The 18900-nt window shown below is 56.5% G+C and carries 15 protein-coding genes and 1 tRNA gene; 10 read left to right on the top strand and 6 right to left on the bottom strand.

Going from position 1 to position 18900, the window contains the following annotated elements:
- The first annotated feature begins 144 nt into the window (after positions 1 to 144).
- From GGR27_RS19290 to GGR27_RS19275, 4 genes are all read left to right on the top strand, one after another.
- Positions 145 to 1272 carry an aminopeptidase gene (locus GGR27_RS19290; protein WP_168040464.1) on the top strand — a complete coding sequence of 376 codons (1128 nt, stop codon included), beginning with the start codon at positions 145 to 147 and terminating at the stop codon, positions 1270 to 1272.
- A gap of 218 nt (positions 1273 to 1490) precedes the next feature.
- On the top strand, positions 1491 to 2282 hold the full coding sequence (locus GGR27_RS19285) for a hypothetical protein (protein WP_168040462.1): 792 nt from the start codon (positions 1491 to 1493) through the stop codon (positions 2280 to 2282).
- A gap of 235 nt (positions 2283 to 2517) precedes the next feature.
- Positions 2518 to 3213 (top strand): 23S rRNA pseudouridine(2604) synthase RluF, encoded by a 696-nt coding sequence (rluF, locus tag GGR27_RS19280; protein ID WP_168040460.1) that lies wholly within the window; start codon positions 2518 to 2520, stop codon positions 3211 to 3213.
- Between the two features lie 125 nt (positions 3214 to 3338).
- Complete coding sequence (locus GGR27_RS19275; RefSeq protein WP_168040458.1) at positions 3339 to 4676, top strand: aminopeptidase P family protein; 1338 nt, start codon at positions 3339 to 3341, stop codon at positions 4674 to 4676.
- A gap of 10 nt (positions 4677 to 4686) precedes the next feature.
- Here GGR27_RS19275 and GGR27_RS19270 read toward each other — a convergent pair whose 3' ends face one another.
- On the bottom strand, positions 4687 to 6012 hold the full coding sequence (locus tag GGR27_RS19270; protein WP_168040456.1) for a serine hydrolase domain-containing protein: 1326 nt from the start codon (positions 6010 to 6012) through the stop codon (positions 4687 to 4689).
- A gap of 148 nt (positions 6013 to 6160) precedes the next feature.
- Here GGR27_RS19270 and GGR27_RS19265 point away from each other — a divergent pair, with 148 nt between their 5' ends.
- The 3 genes from GGR27_RS19265 (at position 6161) to GGR27_RS19255 (ending at position 9038) form a co-directional block, all read left to right on the top strand.
- Complete coding sequence (locus GGR27_RS19265) at positions 6161 to 7393, top strand: metal-dependent hydrolase (protein ID WP_168040455.1); 1233 nt, start codon at positions 6161 to 6163, stop codon at positions 7391 to 7393.
- A gap of 92 nt (positions 7394 to 7485) precedes the next feature.
- Positions 7486 to 7567: transfer RNA gene (locus tag GGR27_RS19260), tRNA-Leu, on the top strand.
- A 94-nt stretch (positions 7568 to 7661) separates the two neighbouring features.
- Complete coding sequence (locus GGR27_RS19255) at positions 7662 to 9038, top strand: trigger factor (protein ID WP_168040453.1); 1377 nt, start codon at positions 7662 to 7664, stop codon at positions 9036 to 9038.
- A gap of 688 nt (positions 9039 to 9726) precedes the next feature.
- Here GGR27_RS19255 and GGR27_RS19250 read toward each other — a convergent pair.
- On the bottom strand, positions 9727 to 11142 hold the full coding sequence (locus GGR27_RS19250; RefSeq protein WP_168040451.1) for a CCA tRNA nucleotidyltransferase: 1416 nt from the start codon (positions 11140 to 11142) through the stop codon (positions 9727 to 9729).
- Between the two features lie 230 nt (positions 11143 to 11372).
- On the opposite strand from GGR27_RS19250, the gene GGR27_RS19245 reads away from it, so the two are divergent.
- Entirely contained in the window at positions 11373 to 13595 is a 2223-nt protein-coding gene (locus GGR27_RS19245) for a lamin tail domain-containing protein (RefSeq protein ID WP_168040449.1), read from the top strand.
- A 111-nt stretch (positions 13596 to 13706) separates the two neighbouring features.
- The gene (locus tag GGR27_RS19240; protein WP_168040447.1) at positions 13707 to 14324 is read left to right on the top strand and encodes a uracil-DNA glycosylase family protein; all 618 of its coding nucleotides are present in this window, start codon (positions 13707 to 13709) and stop codon (positions 14322 to 14324) included.
- Positions 14325 to 14471: 147 nt separating this feature from the next.
- Here GGR27_RS19240 and GGR27_RS19235 read toward each other — a convergent pair whose 3' ends face one another.
- From GGR27_RS19235 to GGR27_RS19220, 4 genes are all read right to left on the bottom strand, one after another.
- Positions 14472 to 15161, bottom strand: coding sequence for an SDR family NAD(P)-dependent oxidoreductase (locus GGR27_RS19235; protein ID WP_168040445.1), 690 nt, complete (start codon positions 15159 to 15161; stop codon positions 14472 to 14474).
- Between the two features lie 183 nt (positions 15162 to 15344).
- Positions 15345 to 16409, bottom strand: coding sequence for an oxygen-dependent tRNA uridine(34) hydroxylase TrhO (gene trhO, locus GGR27_RS19230; RefSeq protein ID WP_245184764.1), 1065 nt, complete (start codon positions 16407 to 16409; stop codon positions 15345 to 15347).
- A 71-nt stretch (positions 16410 to 16480) separates the two neighbouring features.
- Complete coding sequence (locus tag GGR27_RS19225) at positions 16481 to 17962, bottom strand: DUF5691 domain-containing protein (protein ID WP_168040443.1); 1482 nt, start codon at positions 17960 to 17962, stop codon at positions 16481 to 16483.
- 173 nt (positions 17963 to 18135) lie between these two features.
- Entirely contained in the window at positions 18136 to 18312 is a 177-nt protein-coding gene (locus GGR27_RS19220; protein ID WP_168040441.1) for a hypothetical protein, read from the bottom strand.
- A 165-nt stretch (positions 18313 to 18477) separates the two neighbouring features.
- On the opposite strand from GGR27_RS19220, the gene GGR27_RS19215 reads away from it, so the two are divergent.
- Positions 18478 to 18750 (top strand): HU family DNA-binding protein, encoded by a 273-nt coding sequence (locus tag GGR27_RS19215; protein ID WP_168040439.1) that lies wholly within the window; start codon positions 18478 to 18480, stop codon positions 18748 to 18750.
- Positions 18751 to 18900 lie beyond the last annotated feature (150 nt).

The raw sequence follows: 18900 nt of genomic DNA, 5'->3' as shown, positions 1-18900 counted from the left end.
AACCTCAATAACAATTCCCCCTCACCATCAGTTTCCAACCAGAAAACCACCGATCTCAGGTCCCACTTCCCTGCTTCTTCCGATATTATCTTTGCACCCGCGACCGCGCACTATCTTAGGCACCACCCCAGCCAAAACCCAAACATGTCCCCAAAACAATTACAAGCCTACGCCAGCCTACTAGTCAACTACTGCGTAGAACTCCAACCCGGCGAGCGCCTGTTCGTCAGCTCGACTACCCTAGCTGCCCCTTTGATCGCCGCCCTCCAGGAAGCCGTCCTAAAAGCCGGTGGCCACCTCGAATACCACCTCGCCGTGGAAGGTAGCGCCGCCGCCTACCGCGACTACGCCAGCCCGGAACAATACGCTCACGTAGGCACGCTTTACCAAAAAGCGATGGAAGAATTCGAAGCCTACATTAACATCGGCGCGCCTTTCTCCCTCCGCGACGAACAGCCCGCTAAAGAACTTCGCGACGCCCGGCGCGCCAGCCACAAACCCTTCCACGACCGCTATTTCGCCCGCACCGCCAACCGCGACGCGCCCGGCGGCCTCAAACGCAACACCTGCGTCTTCCCCTGCCCCGCCCTGGCTGAAGAAGCCGGCATGAGCCTCGAAGAATACACCGATTTCGTAATGCAAGCCACCAAAGCGACGAGCCCGGACCCAAAAGCCGCCTGGCTGGACGTCCGCAAACGCCAGCAAGCCGTCGTCGACCGCCTGAACAGTTGTACGGAATTCCGCTACGTCAACCCCAGAACCGACATCACCTTCACCACCAACGGCCGCACCTGGATCAACAGTGACGGACAGACAAATATGCCCTCCGGCGAAGTCTACACCAGCCCGGAAGAAACGAGCGTGAACGGGACAATCCACTTCGATTATCCAGCCATCAACAGTGGCAAAGTCGTGCGGGGCGTAACGCTGACGGTAAAGGATGGCTACATCGAAAGCTGGACGGCCGAGCAAGGCCAGGACGTGCTCGACGAAACCTTCCAGATCGAAGGCACCCGTCGCTTCGGCGAGGCGGCCGTCGGCACGAATTACACCATCGACCGCTTCAGCAAAAATATTTTGTTCGACGAAAAGATCGGTGGTACGGTGCACATGGCCATCGGGCAGAGCTACGTTCAGTGTGGCGGCAAGAACCAATCGGCCGTGCACTGGGATATGATTGCAGACATGAAAAACGGTGGACGGATATTTGCCGACGGAAAAGAAATCTACCGCGACGGACGTTTCATAGCCGAGCTCTGGCCCACGAGCTAAACTATCGCGGGCGTCATCCGGGCGAAACGAGGGAAGTCGATTAGCCGCAATTTTGTCACCCGCATTGCGTAACTTGCCGCAACGTATTGCACGACGAAGTAACTAAAAAGCGCTCGCTACCTACCGGGCGCTCCCAAGATTCAGCTTAACAGTATTAAACCCCCACCTCGATGGGGCCAATCACGGCCCAGAGGAGTCTACTGAAACAACAACCCAAAGTGAACGAAAATATAGCCTTTCTAGAACTCAAATACGGAAATATCTACGGGGGGTACCCCAATTTTTACGCTATTTCCGAAATCGCCCTGCTCGTCTTCGAACGCGGCTCCAACAAGATCTTCCTCGAATCCTGGATCAACCAGGCCGACGTGGACATCGTCGACGTCTTCGCCGAAACTGATGATCTCGGCCACACGACGCGCCGCATCCGGGAAGTGCTCAACATGCAGACGAACCAGCGTTTTCGCTACGACGAGGAATTCCGCCTGACCGACCGCGATCTCCAGGGCGCATTCCGGAACCTGCGGTCCACCAAAACGGCCGTCAAGAACTTCCTCCATAAGAACCTGCGCAAGTACCGCTTCGACGACATGATCGTTTTTGACGGCCGGCGCGATATCTTCCTCTGCGAACGCAGTGGCGTGAGCTTTGACTACGTCAACATTATCGACATCCAGAAAGACCTGAACCGGGAGACGGATTACCTCTTCAGCCTGAATAAACTGGCTACGGTGGTCGACTTCCACACGGACCGGTCTTACTTGCGTACCCATAACCTCGAATACTGGCTCCACCCCATCGCCGCCCGGCAAATTATGCCCGGCACCGCTGCCTTCGACGCCGCGCGTTTGCTGATGGTGTTCAACGAGTACAATGAGCGTCACCCCGACTTTATGCTGCGGGCGGCTAAGTTGCTCAACAAGATCCAGAAACGGAAGGATGCGAAGGCTGCCGCGGCCGCGAAACTCGAGCAGGAGGAAGCAGCGCGGGGCAAGGACGAAGAATCGTAGCGGTTCTACCATTCGTAAAGTGCGACGGAATGACCATACCAGAATCCAGTCATTTTGACTTTGTTAGGGCTGAATGCTACCTCATACGCAGTATGGTACAATTAAAATCGTTGATTTATTGATATATTCCAACACTTGTCGCGTCTCCCCTCTTCCATTAGACCGCCGCAGGCAGCCACGCAGTGAAAGGGGCCGGGGGAGGGGGAAGTTAGTACATAGCTTTTGACCAGCCAGAATGATCTCCATCAACAAATATATTTCCGCCACCGGCGTCTGCTCGCGCCGCGAAGCGGACAAGTTGTTGGATGCGGGCCGCGTAACGTTGAACGGAACGGTCGCAAGAAAAGGGAACCGGGTTGAGGAGGGCGACATCGTATTACTGGACGGAAAGTCTCTCGGTGCTAAACCCACCACCATCTACCTGGCCCTCCACAAACCCGCCGGCATCACCTGCACGACCGACCAGCGGGACCGGACCAACATCATCGACTTCGTCAACTACCCCGAACGAATCTTTCCCATCGGCCGGCTCGATAAACCCTCCACTGGGCTCATCCTACTGACGAACGACGGCGACATTGTCAACAAGATCCTACGCGTCGAAAACGCGCACGATAAAGAATACGTTGTGACGGTTAACAAACCAATTAACCGGGATTTTCTCCACACCATGGCGGAAGGCGTGCCCATTCTCGACACGGTAACGAAGCGTTGCGAAGTAGAGAAGTTGGGCAAACAGAAATTTCGCATCATCCTTACTCAGGGACTGAATCGCCAGATCCGCCGCATGTGTGAGTATCTTGGTTACGAAGTGCAAGCGCTTAAGCGCACACGGATCATGAACGTCCGCCTCGCCAAGCTTCCCGTTGGAGAGTGGCGGGAATTGCGGCCGGATGAATTAGAAGTACTGCTTACCTTGACGGAAACCTAGCTTCGTTTCTCATCGGATGCATCTTTTCAGTTGGAGCGCAACCAATAAGTCGAAAAGTTAGCTGCGCTGCTGCCAAAGGCGGTCATCAGATGTGTAAACGACACAAATACTAAACCAACCCACCTATGTTCCCCGCCACCACCTACACCGCCCGCCGCAAGCAACTAGCCACCGACGTCCAGTCCGGCCTAATTTTCCTCCCCGGTAACGCCGAGGCACCGATGAATTATGCGGGTAACACTTACCCTTTCCGCCAGGATTCTAACTTCCGCTACTTCGCCGGCCACAACATTCCCGATCTTGCGTTGACAATCGACGCGGCGAGCGGGGCCAGCCGCCTCTGGGGCGACGATATTAGCCTCAACCACGTAGTGTGGATGGGGGAGCAACCGAGTGTTGCGGAGCTAGCCGCAAGGATTGGTGCCGAGCGGGGTGGCTCGCTGGCAGAATTATCCACGGTTCTCAAGACTTACGCCAAGGAGGTGAAGTTTCTCCCTCCCTACCGCGCCGATCGCAAGACTTATCTAAAGGAGCATTTAGCTACGCTGTTCCCTACGGGGATGGGCGAGAACGCAGGTGCAAACAAAGGTTTGATAAGAGCAGTGATCAACCAACGCTCGATCAAGTCCAGTGAAGAACTAGAGCAAATGTCGATCGCCGTACGGACTAGCATGGACATGCACGCCGCCGCAAAAACCCACGCCGCCCCGGGCCAATTAGAACACGAAGTCGCCGGCCTGATCGAGGGCATGGCCATCGCCGGTGGAGGACGGTTAGCGTACGCCGCCATCGTCACCAAGAACGGGCAAATCCTGCACAATCACTACCACGGCAACACCCTGCAAAAAGGTGATCTTTTGTTGATCGATGCCGGTGCCGAAGCAACCAGCGGTTACGCCGGTGACATTACCCGCACCTTCGCCATCGGCCAACCCCTGACGACCAAGCAAGAAGAAATCTATCGAATTGTCGACCGCGCCAAACGAGAAAGTATTGCGGCCGCCCGCCCCGGCGTCAAGAACCGGACCCTGCACGATAACGCGGGTCGCACCATTTTCTCCGGCCTTAAAGATCTCGGCCTCACCAAGGGCAATCCCGACGAAGCCGTAGCCGCCGGTGCCCATGCCCTTTTCATGCCCCACGGCCTTGGCCACATGATTGGTCTTGACGTACACGATATGGAAGACCTCGGTGAAGACTTGGTCGGTTACGACGAAAATACCCGACGCTCCACCCAGTTTGGCACCAGCAGCCTGCGCTTGGGCCGTGAACTGGAGAAAGGATTCGCAATTACCGTCGAGCCGGGTATCTACTTTATTCCCGCCCTCATCGACCAGTGGAAGGCTGACAAGATCTGCGCCGACTTCATCAATTTTGATAAGCTGAAGGCTTACTACGATTTCGGTGGGATTCGGTTGGAGGATGATATTGCCATCACCGCGAGTGGAAGCCGCTTACTCTAGGCGCGGAAATTCATAAAACACCCAGCACGGCAGCGACCAACTCTTCAAAATCCGTCCGTTTATCAACATTATGCCCCAACCGAGCAATCACCAGATTACGGGAAGGAATGATGAACACCCGCTGGTCCTGAAACCCGCGCATCATATAAGCGTCCGTCGGTAGCGAAGGCATATCCGGGCTGGGTAGCCAGAGTTGTCCGCCGTAAGTTCCGTCGCCGCCCGCAGCAGGCTCTCGCATAAAATCTACCCAACCTGGCTGGAGAAGGGTATCGCCTTGCCAGACGCCGTCCTGTAACATGAATTGCCCAAGTCGAGCCCAATCGCGGCCCGTCGCCCAGCCGTAGGAACTGCCGACGGGAGAGCCGGATTGGTCGGGCTCGATGAGTAGGGAAGGGGCGATGTTGCCAAACACATCACTAAGGTGCTCATAGATATTCGCTTCCAAAGCAAGCTCTTTTTCGAGTAGGTCAACCAGGATATTAGTGGTGCCACTCGAGTAGTTCCACACCTCCCCGGTGGGATGCTGAGCAGGCATGGCGGCGGCGTAGGCCGACATATCCGAATGCTCGTGCAGCATGATGGTCGCGTCGGTGAGGCTGCCGTAGCCTTCGTTCCAGGCCAGGCCGGAGTGCATTCGCATGAGCTCGGCGAGCTCAATCTTGGCGCGGGCATCGCCAGCCCATTCCGGGTAAAGGCGCTCGCGCTTGGTAATCGCTTTAATGACGTCAGCATCGGAGGTGAATTCGTCCAGCGGGCGGCGGAAACCCCAGGCGAGGCCGGTTAAGGTTTTGGTCATGGACCAGCCGAGGAGGAGAGAGTTCTCGTCGTAGCCATCAGCGTAACGCTCACCAATGACGACGCCATCTTGTAAGATCACAATGCCACGCGCGCCACCACCTTCTACGGGCTGCATTCCGAGGTCCAGCGCGGTAGCGAGGTTTGGGTTGTAAGCCAAAGTATCTCCGCTCATCTGTGTTTCCCCGGCACCCGCGGCCACGCCAACAACCTCTGCCAGCGGTGCTTCCTCATCATTGATTAAGGTGCAGCCGATGCCTTCCCGATAAATCGCCTCCCGGGGGACCAGCCCAAAAAATGACGCGCGCACCCCGTTCTTACCCGCCGAAAGTGAGGCGTAGCCGAGGACGGAAAAATTAAGATCGTGCTCGCTAATTTCGTCCAGCGCCCGGCCTTGTAAGAAATGACAAGAGCAAGCGTGTTTGGCGGCGTATCCGGAGCCGATATTGAGCAACGGGCGCACCCATAAAAATGCGGCGAACAGCACGAGGAACAACAAAACCAGGAACGTGAACCATCGCTTTTGGGGGGAACTTGCCATGGCGTAAAGGTAAGTGACGGTGGATTTTTTGGTCTCTATGAAAATCTTTGTAAAATTTAGTACAGAACAGATGTAAGGTCTATAGTCTTTAGTCTGTGGTCTATAGTCTGCAGACCACAGATTAAAGACCACAGACTACAGACCAAAAATGGATTCATTAAGCCAAATCATACTAGGGGCCGCCGTAGGAGAAGCCGTCCTCGGCCGTAAAGTTGGTAACCGCGCCATGCTCTGGGGCGGCATTTGCGGCACCTTGCCCGATCTCGATGTATTCGCCAATGCCGTCACCGACCCGATGAGCGCGCTGGCGTACCACCGGGCTTTCACCCACAGTTTGCCGTTTGCGCTACTGGCCGCGCCGCTGGTGGGGCTGGCGATTCATCGGTTTTACGGTGGTCGGGAAGGGCCGGTGAAGGGGTGGCCGGTGTTTGCCGCGCTGCTTGCTGCCTTCTACGCGCTGCTCACCGCCGGCTCGTTGCTAATGCCAATTGAGGTGTACAATATTCCGGTGGTGACACTGGTCATTACGGCCGTTTTTGCGGGAATTTTCCTCGTCGTCGGTGGGCTACGTTGGCTCCGTGGCTTCCCGGACGTAATGGCGAACGCTAGCTGGAAAGGTTGGTCGTGGCTTGCCTTTGCCGCCATCGTTACCCACCCTTTGCTGGATTGCTTCACCGCTTACGGAACACAATTTTTTCAGCCATTTTTGGCAAGCAGGGTGGCCTGGAACACGATCTCCGTTGCCGATCCGCTTTATACCATTCCTTTCCTAATTCTGCTGGTTTGGGCGCGGACGCGGGTGCAGGGAACGGGAGCAAGAAGAAAGCTGAATACGGCCGGGTTGATACTTTCCTGCGGGTACTTATTGCTGACGACCGTGAATTATTTCAACGTGGATTCCGTCATGGAGCATACGTTGAACGAGCGGGGGATCAACGCTACAGAACACGTAATTTCTCCGTCGATCCTTAATAACGTCCTCTGGTCCGGCACCGCCCGTACGGAAGGTGATGTCTATTACTTTAGCCAGTACAGTCTCTTTGATCGTTACCGGAATTTCGAGCCCTTCATCCGCATTGCGGGTAACCACGACCTCGTCGCCCCCTACCTCGAAGACCGGGACATGCGCATCCTCCGCTGGTTTACGAAGGATTACTACGGCGTTATTCCCAGTGATGTGGCTGGAAAAGTTCAGGTGAATGACCTTCGCTACGGCCTCATTGCCGATGACCCGGCGGACCCGAACAGCTATATCTTCAGCTGGCAAGTCGATACGACCAGCCGGCCGGTTAGGGTAGTGCAGGAGTCTGCGGGGCCGCGGGAGGGAGTGAAACCGGGAGAACTACTGGGGCGGTTGTGGGGGCGGTTGAAGGGTATTTGAGGCAGCCCACTGATTCGGAGGCTATTAGTAATTTAGAATTGCACAGATTAAAAACATACCGTACTTTTGCCCCGCTTTAGCGCAAATTCTCTGCGGGTGTGGTGGAATTGGTAGACACGCTAGTCTTAGGAACTAGTGCAGCAATGCGTGAAGGTTCGAGTCCTTTCACCCGCACTTTATAAATGTCTTTCGCGGCTCACCGTTCTTCGGTGGGCCGTTCTTTTCCCGGTAGCTCCGTCGTGGGTAAAACCGGTCCAAACAATGTTCCATGCCCAACGTAAGTTTCGAAAAGACCAACAACGTCCTCGGTGTCATCACCGTAGCGATGCCCAAACAAGAGCTCACCGAACGGCTCACCACCGAGCTCAAAGGCCAGCGCGCTAAAGTAGCCATGAAGGGCTTCCGGAAGGGCAAAGTCCCCATGGGTACCCTCCGCAAGATGTTTGGCAACGAAATTCTGGGCCGCATCCTCGATGAGGACATTCGCGAAAGCCTGTTCGGTTACATCGAAAAGGAAGACATCAAACTCATCTTTAGCCCCCAACCCATTGAGGAAGAAGGCACCCCCGTCATCACGGCCGGCAACATCGAAGACCTGACCCTGAAGTACCAGGTAGCCCTCGAGCCGGAATTCTCCTTCGAGATTCCCGACACGGCCTTCGACTACTACGTACTCGACGTAAAGGACGAGGACATCGAAGAAGCCGTCCAGAGCATGCTCAAACGCGCCGGCGAAAGCGAAGACCTTACCGAAGGCACCGTGCAGGACGATGACGTCATCAGCGTCACCTTCACCGAAGCCGGACCGGTCGACGACAAGATTACCAACGCTACCAAAATCTACCTGGAGGCCCTGACCGACGAGTCAAAAGCACTCTTCATCGGTAAGTCAGTTGGTGATAGCGTCAACGTAGCCGACCTGTCCACCCTCGAGAAAGACAGCACCGAAGCCTACGTTAAGAAATACTTCCTCGATCTGGAAGACACCGAAACGGACATCTCCGGTAAAACTTTCGACGTTTCCGTCGATGGCATTACCCGCGTTACGCCTTCCGAGATGACCACCGACTTTTTCGCCCAGTACGATCCCACCGGTGCCGTCACAACCGAAGGAGAATTACGTGACGACATCGTTACCAAGCAGTCCGCCGGATTCAAGCAGCAGGCGGATGGCATGGCTGGTTTCGCCATTCAAAAGTACCTCGTTGAGAACACCGAGATGGAACTCCCCATCGAGATGATGAAGGAGATCAACAAGGAAGACGAAACTGAGTACGACCTTTTCGAGCGCGGCGTCCGCTGGATGCTCATCCGCAATAAATTCGCGGCCGACGAGGACCTCAAGCTCGAATACGAAGACATCCGCGAAGAAGCCGTTAGCAGCCTCTTGGGTATGCTCGGCGGTCAGCGCCCCGACTTCCTCACCGAAGAATTTATCGACAGCTACGTCAAACGCGCCCTCGACGATGAGGAGCAGCGCAACCAGCTTTCCAGCAACGCGATCGAGAAGAAGATCATGAATGCGCTGCGCGAAAAAGTGACGCTGCAGGATATGCCGGTTGATTCTGATAAATTCAACGAGGTGATCAAGAAATTCAATGAGGCTAATAGCCCGGCTCCCGCTGCTGTGTTAGAGGAGGAGTAGGTTCTTTGCTTACTAGGAAACCTGAAAGGGGAGAGGACTTCGGTTTTCTCCCCTTTTCTTATTGCGCTCCGCGCGGTTTTTGCTGCGCAAGTACTGCGTGCTCCGAAGGACGGGGAAGAAGAAATAAAAGGATGAAGAGAAAATCTTAGATATTATTCGTGGGTTAGGTCCTTACCAAGTCTTCATTTTATCTAACAGCGGAAAATCAATGGTAAAGAAGACTTTCAGCGACTCTATCGTTTGACAAACTTTCTTCCCCTTTTCTCTTCCTTTATCCTCCTCTCTCGTCGTCCTCCGACTCAGTCGGAGCGGAGCGCACATGAGGTATGGGCACAAAAAAAGGCCTCGACGTTGCACCGTCAAGGCCTCTTATAGGTTGTAGCTTTCAAACTACTAGTGTAATAACTGGAATCTAGGGCGCTCGTAGCGCCAAAACCTTTCAAAAAGGGTGGGGAGAAAACCAACAATCCCGGCCACCAAGACAAATTCAAATACGCTTTTTGGAAAAACTCGCAGGAGAGCGTTGCACCGCCTCCTTTCGATACCTCAAAGATATGGGGGTGGGGTGGGGGGCGCTACCCCATACCTATGGGGTGAGTAAAGGTCGGAGCTGTTAAAAAGAGTTAAGAAGCTAAGGTTTTCGCGGTATTCCGGCGATTTGCTTCCCTCAGACAAGAATAATTGTCAACTACGCGACGGGATATATTTCCAGCGTAGCGGCCGTCTCGATCATTTTTACGCGGGCGGCGTCGAACTCGTTGGGGATGTCTCCGTCCAGAATGGCTTCCCGCACGGCATCTTTGATCAGACCGACCTGGCGGCTGGGCCGGATGGCAAAAGTTTCCATGATGTATTCGCCCGTGATCGGCGGCTGCCAATCGCGCAGGTTGTCACTGGCTTCGATCTCGACCATCCGGTCCCGTAGCTCACCGTAGTTCTTTAGGTAGCGGGTGACCTTATTGGGGTTCTTGGAAGTAATGTCGCTCTCGCAGAGTTTCATCAGGTCGTCAATGTCGTTACCGGCTTCGTAGAGAATGCGGCGGACGGCGGAGTCGGAAATCTCTTCCTGCGTCAGGGAAATAGGACGCTGGTGCAGGGCGACGAGCTTTTGAACGTACTTCAGTTTATCATTCGGCAGGCGTAGACGACGGAAAATCTTGGGGACCATGTTCGCCCCCACGGCGTCGTGCGCGTGGAAGGTCCAGCCGGCGTTGCTTTCCCAGCGCTTCGTGCGGGCTTTCCCGATATCGTGTAGGAGGGAAGCCCACCGCAGCCAGAGATCACCGCTCTTCTCGGCGAGTTGATCCACTACCTGGATGGTGTGGAGAAAGTTATCCTTGTGCTTACGCCCGTTGCGGCTTTCAACGCCCTTCAGGGCCGTCATTTCGGGTAGGACGTAGTCCATTAACTTGGTGTCGCTCATCAACTTCAGGCCGACGCTGGGTCGGGGGCTGAGGAGCAGTTTATTCATTTCGGTGGCGATGCGTTCCCAGCTGATGATCTTGAGCCGGTGAGCGTTGTCGCGCATCCCGATCAGGGTCTTGCGGTCGATCTTGAAACCGAGCTGGGCGGCGAAGCGGACGCCGCGCATCATGCGGAGCGGATCGTCGGAAAAAGTCTTACCGGGTTCGAGGGGGGTGATGAGGCGCTTGGCTTCCAGGTCTTCGAGGCCGTTAAAGGGGTCGATGATCGTGCCGTAGTCGTGCTCGTTGAGGGAGATGGCCAGCGCGTTGATCGTAAAATCGCGTCGGTTCTGGTCGTCGCTCAAGGAGCCGGATTCGACGGTTGGCTTGCGGCTGTCCGACCGGTAGGACTCTTTGCGGGCGCCGACGAACTCGATTTCCAGGTCGCGGTGCTTGAGGGCAGCCGTGCCAAAGCGCTTGTAGACCGTCACGCGACTACGCGGATGCAGCGCGTTGCCGACCCTTTGGGCCAGCTCGATGCCACTACCGACGCAGACGATGTCGAGGTCCTTACTCGGTCGGGCGAGTAGCCGGTCCCGTACGTAGCCCCCCACCACGTAGGTCGGGAAACCCAGCTCGGCGGCCGCCCGGCTGATGACCTCAAAGATCTTTCTTTCGTTATCGCGTATCTGAAATACCATAGCAGGGCGCGAAGATAATTGTTTTTGGGGTGAAGATCACCGTGGGGTATATACGGCGCACATTTGAGCAAAAGCCAAGCGAAGAACCCAAGGGAGCCGAACCAATATCTACCCGTGAGAATAGTGGCTAAACCCTTGTTAATCAGATTGGAAATATTCGTGTTTTAACACTGCATTTGTTATATTTGTGTCATTATTAGTCTCTCAATTGATTTAAGACAAACCCTCTCATGGATAAAATTTACTCGCTACGGGTAGTGCTCGCACTGCTCTTTACCCTCTCCCTGTGCACCGGCGTCCGCGCCCAATCAGATACAATCGCTTTCCAGGGTTTCGAAAGTAGCCCCTCCAACGACTGGGCGTTCACCACCGACCCGGCTACCTACAGCAACACCAATAGTCACTGGGGGGGCCGTACGACATCAAGAAGTATTACTCCTTTTGCCGGAACCATGCTGTTCGGCGGCCGAGACCTGAACAATACGGCCGGAGGGCGCCCCGGAGATAACTTCCTCAATTTCGACGCAGTAGACGTCAGTGGAGCGAACGACGTGCTGGTGAGTTTTTACTACAACGTTTTTGGGTTTGACGGCGGTGATGATTTCAAATACACGCTCACCATCGACGGAGCCGCCCAACCGGAAGTTCTACTTATTGACGGCATCAACACCGGCGGCGTTAGCTCCGCAGGCTGGGAGCGGATCGAGTTAATTATTCCCGATAGTTCCGTTTCCGTTCAGCTATCCATTGCCGTCGTACAAAATGGTGGCAATGATTATTTCGCAGTAGATAACTTTGAAGTAGTCTCCAATACCTGTGGAATCACCGTTTTCGGCCCTGCGGAAGTGGTTTGCATCGACGAGACCCCCGCAACTGGCACCGATAACTTTCGCATCAGTATCCCTTACGTGGGTATGTCCGCTAACGCAACTATTGTAGTGAGGGCGGGTGCCACGACCCCCGCTAACGACGTCACCGCTACCACCACGAACGTCGGGGAAGACCCCAATACGGTAGCCAACGGTACCATCGTTCTGGAGAATTTCGCCGGCGAGTTCGAGGAAGGAGACGAGATTCGCGTCACGCTGTCCGACCCCAGCGGTGATTGTAATTACGTACTCGACGTCAGCACCACCGAAAACCAGTGCCGTAACCCCTGCAACCCGAATATCAACGTCAACAACATCTATTTTAACTGCGACGCGCAGACGGCAGCTAACGACGGGGGCACGGCGATCGCCCGCTTCACGGGTGGCCCCGAACCCGGGGTAGTGGTCACGGTGGATGGTGGTGCCACCGTTAGTGGTGCCGACCCCGCTACGGATAGAAACGGTAACATCATCCTGAGTGGCCTCGTGGAGGGCAACGCCTACACGGTCACGTTCACGGGGGGCGGTTGTGTCGACGGACAAGTCAAAACACGCACCTTCAATTTTGCGTCGGGCGCTTGTGCACCTTCGGAATTAATCATCAATGAGATCCTGGCCGACCCACCCACCAACGTCGACGTAAACGGGAATGGCGAGAGCAGTACCAGCCGCGACGAATTTGTCGAGATTTACAACGGCGGTGATACGCCCATTGACGCAGCCGGCTACACCGTTTATAATCAATTCAGCCGGAGGTTCACCTTCCCCGCGGGTACGATCATTCCCGCGAAAACGGCGGTTGTCGTTTTCGGGTCGGCGCCAAATAATAACAGCTTCGGTTGCTCGGTCTACGGTGGTAGTAGCCTCAACTTAAACAACACAATGGGGGAAGTGACCGTCCGCAACGCTCTACGGGGTGATGCCACCCGCGTATCCTACAGCGGCGGAGCTAGCGACCAGTCTTTCGCGCGCAGCCCTGACTTTACGGGCCCACTCGTGCAACACCAGAACATCACGACCAACTCGGTGCCCTTTTCTCCCTGTGAATCCAACACCACCGCCGGCCTGGTCCTCCCCATCGAGTTGCTGCAATTTGGCGCGGCCGCGGGTGCCAAGCAAGTGGAGCTGAGCTGGGCGACCGGCAACGAAAGAGATAATGACCGCTTCTTTGTTGACCGTAGTTCAGACAGTCAGGATTGGACGGAACTGGGATCCGTCAACGCCGGCCTCGAGACGGCCAATACTTACACCTTTACGGATACCGAACCAGCCGCCGGAACGAACTACTACCGCCTACGTCAGTACGACCTGGACGGCACGATGACCGAGTACGGACCGGTAGCCACCAACTTCGCGCGGGGCGACTTCGCCGTTTACCCCAACCCCGTCGCCGGGCGGTTGAATTTCAACCAGTCACTCAACGTGGACGAGGTTGCGATCATCACCGACATCAACGGTCGGGTGCTCCGTCAACTTCCCGACGGGGTGGATGGCGTGGAAGTGAGCGACCTCACTGCGGGTGTTTACCTGCTGCGCGTGCAGCGTAAAGCCGGTGCCGCTACGATTAGATTCATCAAGCGGTAATCCGTAAAATCATGCGCTAACCATTAGCGGTTCGCACGTGAATCGAAACAGCCAGTTCGGTAAAAGAAGATGCCCCGGGGAACCACCCGGGGCATTTTTCATTTACTCCCCATGCCCCTTTCTACTCCCACCGGTTTCGCTCCCGAGGCCAAGCTAGCTTACGCACCCATCACCGCCTGCCGCGTTTGCGCCGAGCACCTGCCCCTCGGCCCCCGGCCCATTTTCCGCCTCCACGGCGCGGCGACCATTGCGTTGATCAGTCAGGCACCGGGCCGGTTAGCGCACCTGTCCGGCGTGGCGTGGGACGACCCCAGCGGCCGCAAACTCCGCGAGTGGCTGGGCGTCGACGAAACACAGTTCTTCGATTCTCCCACTTTCGCCGTCACCCCGATGGGTATGTGCTACCCGGGCAAGGGGAAAGGCGGCGACCTGCCGCCCCGCCCGGAATGCGCCCCGCTCTGGCAGGACACCCTGCTGAAACTCCTCCCCAACGTCAAGCTGAAAATATTGATCGGGGCCTACTCCCAAAAACACTACCTCGGCGCGCGGCGAAAACGGACCCTAACGGAAACCGTACGGAGCTACGAAGAATACCTGCCGGAGTACTTTGTCCTTCCCCACCCAAGCCCCCGCAACGGCATCTTTATGCGCCGCAACCCGTGGATCGAGGAAGAAGTGATTCCGGAACTGCGCAGGCGAGTGGCCGCTCTCTTGCTGGATGGTCAGTAGGGGCGGTACCGTTCTGCTGGTTTTCATTAGGGCATTAGGATTACCGAAATAGTAGAACGAATAACAAAAGCCCCGGGCACGATCTGACGACCGTGCCCGGGGCTGGTTAATTGACCCCCGTTGTGTTCGGGCGCAGGTACCGGTGGGTTAAATAGCACCCAACCCGCCATCCATGCCGATGACCTGACCGGTCACGAAGGCGGCGTTGTCACCCAGCAGGAAAGCGGCCATGGCGGCAATCTCTTCCGCCGCGGCTACGCGCTTGAGTGGGTGGCGGTCGGCGCTGGCCTGGCGCTTATCGTCCGTACCGAGCAATTTTCCGGCCAGTGGAGTATCCGTGAGGGAAGGCGCGATGGCGTTGACGCGGATGTTGGGAGCGTACTCAGCGGCAAGACTACGGGTGAGGCCCTCGATGGCGCCCTTCGCCGCGGCAATGCCGGCGTGAAAGGGCATCCCCCGCTGTACGGCAACGGTGGAGAAGAATACGACCGAAGCCTTATCCGATTTTTTGAGGGTGCGTTCGCAGGCCTGCAGGCAGCGGACGGCACCGACTACGTTCAGCTCGAAGGCCTCGCGGAAGGCGGGGGCTTTGAGGCTCCGGAAAGATTTTAGGTCGATGCTGCCGGGGCAATAGACGAAACCATCGAGACCTTCCGGAATGGTAGCTTTGTCGGGGTCCGCTTCACCGATCACGTCGTAGGAAGTAAAAGTGACGGTTGTGGGAAGGTCGCGTTGCTCACGGGCCCAGACGGCCACGGTGTGCCCGTCAGTCAGGAGTTGATCAACGAGGGCGCGGCCAATGCCGGAGCTGCCGCCAATAATAAGGTAGTTTGCCATGGGGGGCTAACGGTGGGGTGGGGGTTTGGTTGCTTGGGTGGGGGGAATTGAAATTTAGAACGGTGTGATTTGGAGAATGCGCGAGTGAAGCCACGGTTCACGTTACGAGTTGTATCCCTCCGGGCCTTACCGTATATCCTTTCACTCCCGATAGCTATCGGGACCGCGCCCAACCGCTTTTGTTCAACTTAAGCCTTTGTTGACCACGCCCGCGCGCATGGCTTTGCCGTACCGCTGTCCATTAAAGATTTTCGTAGCCTTAAGCCGCTCCCGGTCTTCCGGCGGTAGTTGCTTGAAATCGTAGCATTCCTGCGAGCAGCAATTGTCAAACGTGGCCGCGCAGGCTTCGCACTGAACAATCAGGGTGTGGCAGGGGCCGTTGGTGCAATCGATCTGGCGGTCCGCGGGGGTGCCGCACTGGTGGCAGTGGCTGACGACGTGGTCGGAAATGCGCTCGCCGAGGCGCTCGTCGAAGACGAAGTTTTTGCCGATGTACTTGGACTCAAGCTCGAGCTCTTCACACTGGCGGGCGTAGTCGATGATGCCACCGTCGACCATGGCCACGTTGGGAAAACCGCGGTGGAGGTAGTAGGCACTCGCCTTTTCACAGCGGATGCCGCCCGTGCAGTACATGACGATGTTGGCTTCTTTTTTATCGGCCAGCATTTCTTCAACGGCGGGCAGTAGGTCACGGAAGTAGGTAAAATCCGGCCGAATGGCACCTTCGAAATACCCGACTTCACTTTCGTAGTGGTTGCGCATGTCGACGACGATCGTGCCCTCCTCGTCGAGTAGCTGGTTCACTTCCGGCGCGCTCAGGTGGCGGCCGCGTTTGGTGACGTCGAACGAAGCGTCGTTCAGCCCGTCGGCGACGATCTTATCGCGCACCTTAATCTTTAACTTCAGAAACGAACCCGCCTTAGCCTCGATGGCGAGGTTGAGGCGCATAGCCCGCAGGGCGGGGACGCGATCGAGCGCCGCCCGGTAGGCTTCGAACTTAGATTGCGGCACGGATACTTGTCCGTTGACGCCTTCTTTTGCGACGTACACCCGGCCAAATACCAGCAATTCATCCCAGGCCACGTAGCACTCATCGCGGAATGCCGCGGGCTCCGTGATGTGGACGTAGCGGTAGAACGAAAAGGTAACGCGCGACTCCGTCTCGGCGGCCAGGCGGGCGCGAAGTTCTGCGGGGCTGAGGATATTTTTGAGGCGGCTGCGCATGGCGCGGGATTTGATTGGGGGCAAATTTACGTGATTTCGACTTTTTTGTAAGGGGCGAAGTCGCGGGTGTCAGGTAATGCACGAAGGAGCAGGGTTTATTTGGCCGACTCGTCGTAGAGCACCCGGCGAAAGGCCGTGGTCTGCAACATTTCTAAACTGAGCTTTCCGAACTGGTCCGGCCGCTCCGTCATTGCGTGCAGGTGCTGCCGCAGGAAAGCAAACGTAGCGACGTGAACGAGCGGAATGGCGCGCTTCCACAACTCACTTTGCTGCCGCGCCGCGCCGAAGGGTAGCGACCGACCCTCCCGCAACCCCGCGACGAGCGACAACACGAACGCCTTACTGATCCTCTCCGACCAGCTTTCGTCGCGCAGCACGGCCAGTAAGGGCGCGACGCTGCCGGAGTGAAAACTATCTTTTTCCTCGTCCATCAACCGGTGATAAACCGAGTTGAAAAGGGGCGTGGGTAGGGACTTGGTGATTTGGCTCAGTTCCGTAAGGGGCAAATTCTCCCGCCGGGCGCGCAGGGCGAAGGCGAGAAACTCACCGCCGGCGTCGGCGTCTTCGTAATCCAGAATCGCCACGGCGGCAGCTTTGAGTTCGCGTTTGTTCAGGCCGGCCCAGTACTCCGCGTAGGTTTGACCCAGTAGGTCGGGTAGGGTGACGGGGGGAAGGGCTTCGAGGACGAATTCACCGATGCTCTCCTTACTACGCAAGCCACCGTACCGCTGGAGGAGGTCTTTGTCCGCCGGGTCGGTAAGCGCCGCGATGAACTTCCCCCGCTCGTCCAGGGAACGAACGGCGACGTTCGTAATTTCTTCGCTAACGGTTAGGTCCCGACCCAGCAGAAGCAATTTCAGTAATGCGCGGCGGACGCCCTTGCGCTTGGGGCCGAACTGGGCGCGGAGCCAGGGTAAGTCGTCCGGGGAGAGCTTGATTCGCACTGCTTCGAGGAGCGTTTCTTGGTTTTTTGGTGACTGTTTTGGCCACCAATTGGCAAGAGCCCGGCGGGCGTCCTCCGGGGCAACGTTACGCCAGCGGGAAAGCACGTCGCGCTTCCCGGCGGGGCTTTGTTCCGTTTTCCACAGGTCGGGGAAATCCACTCGCTGGGTGAGCATCATCCAGGCCGGGTTCATGGTCGCTAACCAACGGGCCCGGTTACCTCCGGCACGGACCGCGCGGCCGGCGGTAAGGGGGGCGTCCAGTTCCGTGCCGGCGGCGTAGTCCAGTAACTCTGGGAGTAGGTGCGGGGGAAAAAGTAGGCCTCGCTCGTCCAGTACGCGCACGGCTTCCGGAAGCACGTCGGCGTACGTTTCGGAAAAAACGAGTTGTAAAGCACGAGCTAATTTGGGGGAGGCGGCGGCGCGGCTTTCCGCGATTGGTTCGGAAGCACCGGGTGGCGTTACCGTAGGCGTTTGTAACCGGTCCAGCCGTTCGGCCAGGGCGTAGGCGGCCAGCGCTTTTTCCGCGTCGTCCGCGCTCGGGTCCACGGCATCCCGCAGGTCGAGGTAATCTTTTGCTTCCTGGCTGAGGGGCTGGCGACTGGTGCCGAGGGTCAGGGTCTGGAGGAGTTTCATGGCGCGATGCTTTCGGACGGCGGTGCCCATTAATCGCCGTGTTTTTAGGCTAGCGTACACCAGGGGGATTTACCGTACTTCTGGGGCTGGCCCAGCATTACGAACGGCCGCTCTGGAGCGAAGCGATTAACCATGCGGAGCACTCTAAGCGGCGAAGCCGTCTGATCCCTCAGCTACATTTTTCGGCGCGTCTTCTTGCTGAACAGATTCGTGTTGTTTTTCTTCTTGACTTTCTTGTTGATCGACTTGTCGATCGCAGGGCAGCCAGACTTTCGACCGCAACTACTGACGAATAGCCCGGAAAGCACCATAAACAAAAGGCTTAGCAGGTAAACACGGCCGGCTTTCATGCGTTAGGGGAATTGTAATTAGGAGATAAATGCGGGTCTCGACCCAAATTTAACCCCTAAAAGCGTTCAAATTTCACAGTGTCAGCAAGTTTTGTTGTTTAGCCCGCTAACGTAAGCAATATTTGCCGAGATATTTAACCATCCCCCCCTCAAAATTCTACCATTATGAACAAAGGAGAACTAGTGGCATCAATTGCCGAAAAAGCAGACATCACTCAAACGCAAGCGGAAGCCGCCCTCAGCGCCACCCTCATGAGCATCCAGGATGCCCTCAAGTCAGGTGACAGCGTAAGCCTCGTAGGCTTCGGTACTTTCTCTGCCAATGACCGCCCCGCACGTGACGGCCGTAACCCACGTACGGGCGAGACGATCAAGATCGCCGCCAAGACCGTAGCTAAATTCAAGCCCGGTAAGAAACTTAGCGACAGCTTGAATTAGTCGCTGGTGAATGGTTAAGGGTAAGCAATACTAGCTCCCGTCGCCCACTTCACAGCTATTGAAACGATACTGACCGTGGTCCATTCCCGCAAAGGAATGGGCCATTGTCATTTTGTGTAGACGTGGCCGCGAAAGAATTTAGCGGCTGAC

The sequence above is a fragment of the Neolewinella antarctica genome (genome assembly GCF_011927835.1).
Classification (GTDB): domain Bacteria; phylum Bacteroidota; class Bacteroidia; order Chitinophagales; family Saprospiraceae; genus Neolewinella; species Neolewinella antarctica.
The sequence above is the reverse complement of the archived record's forward strand: the minus strand, read 5'-3'. Positions and strand labels throughout refer to the sequence as shown.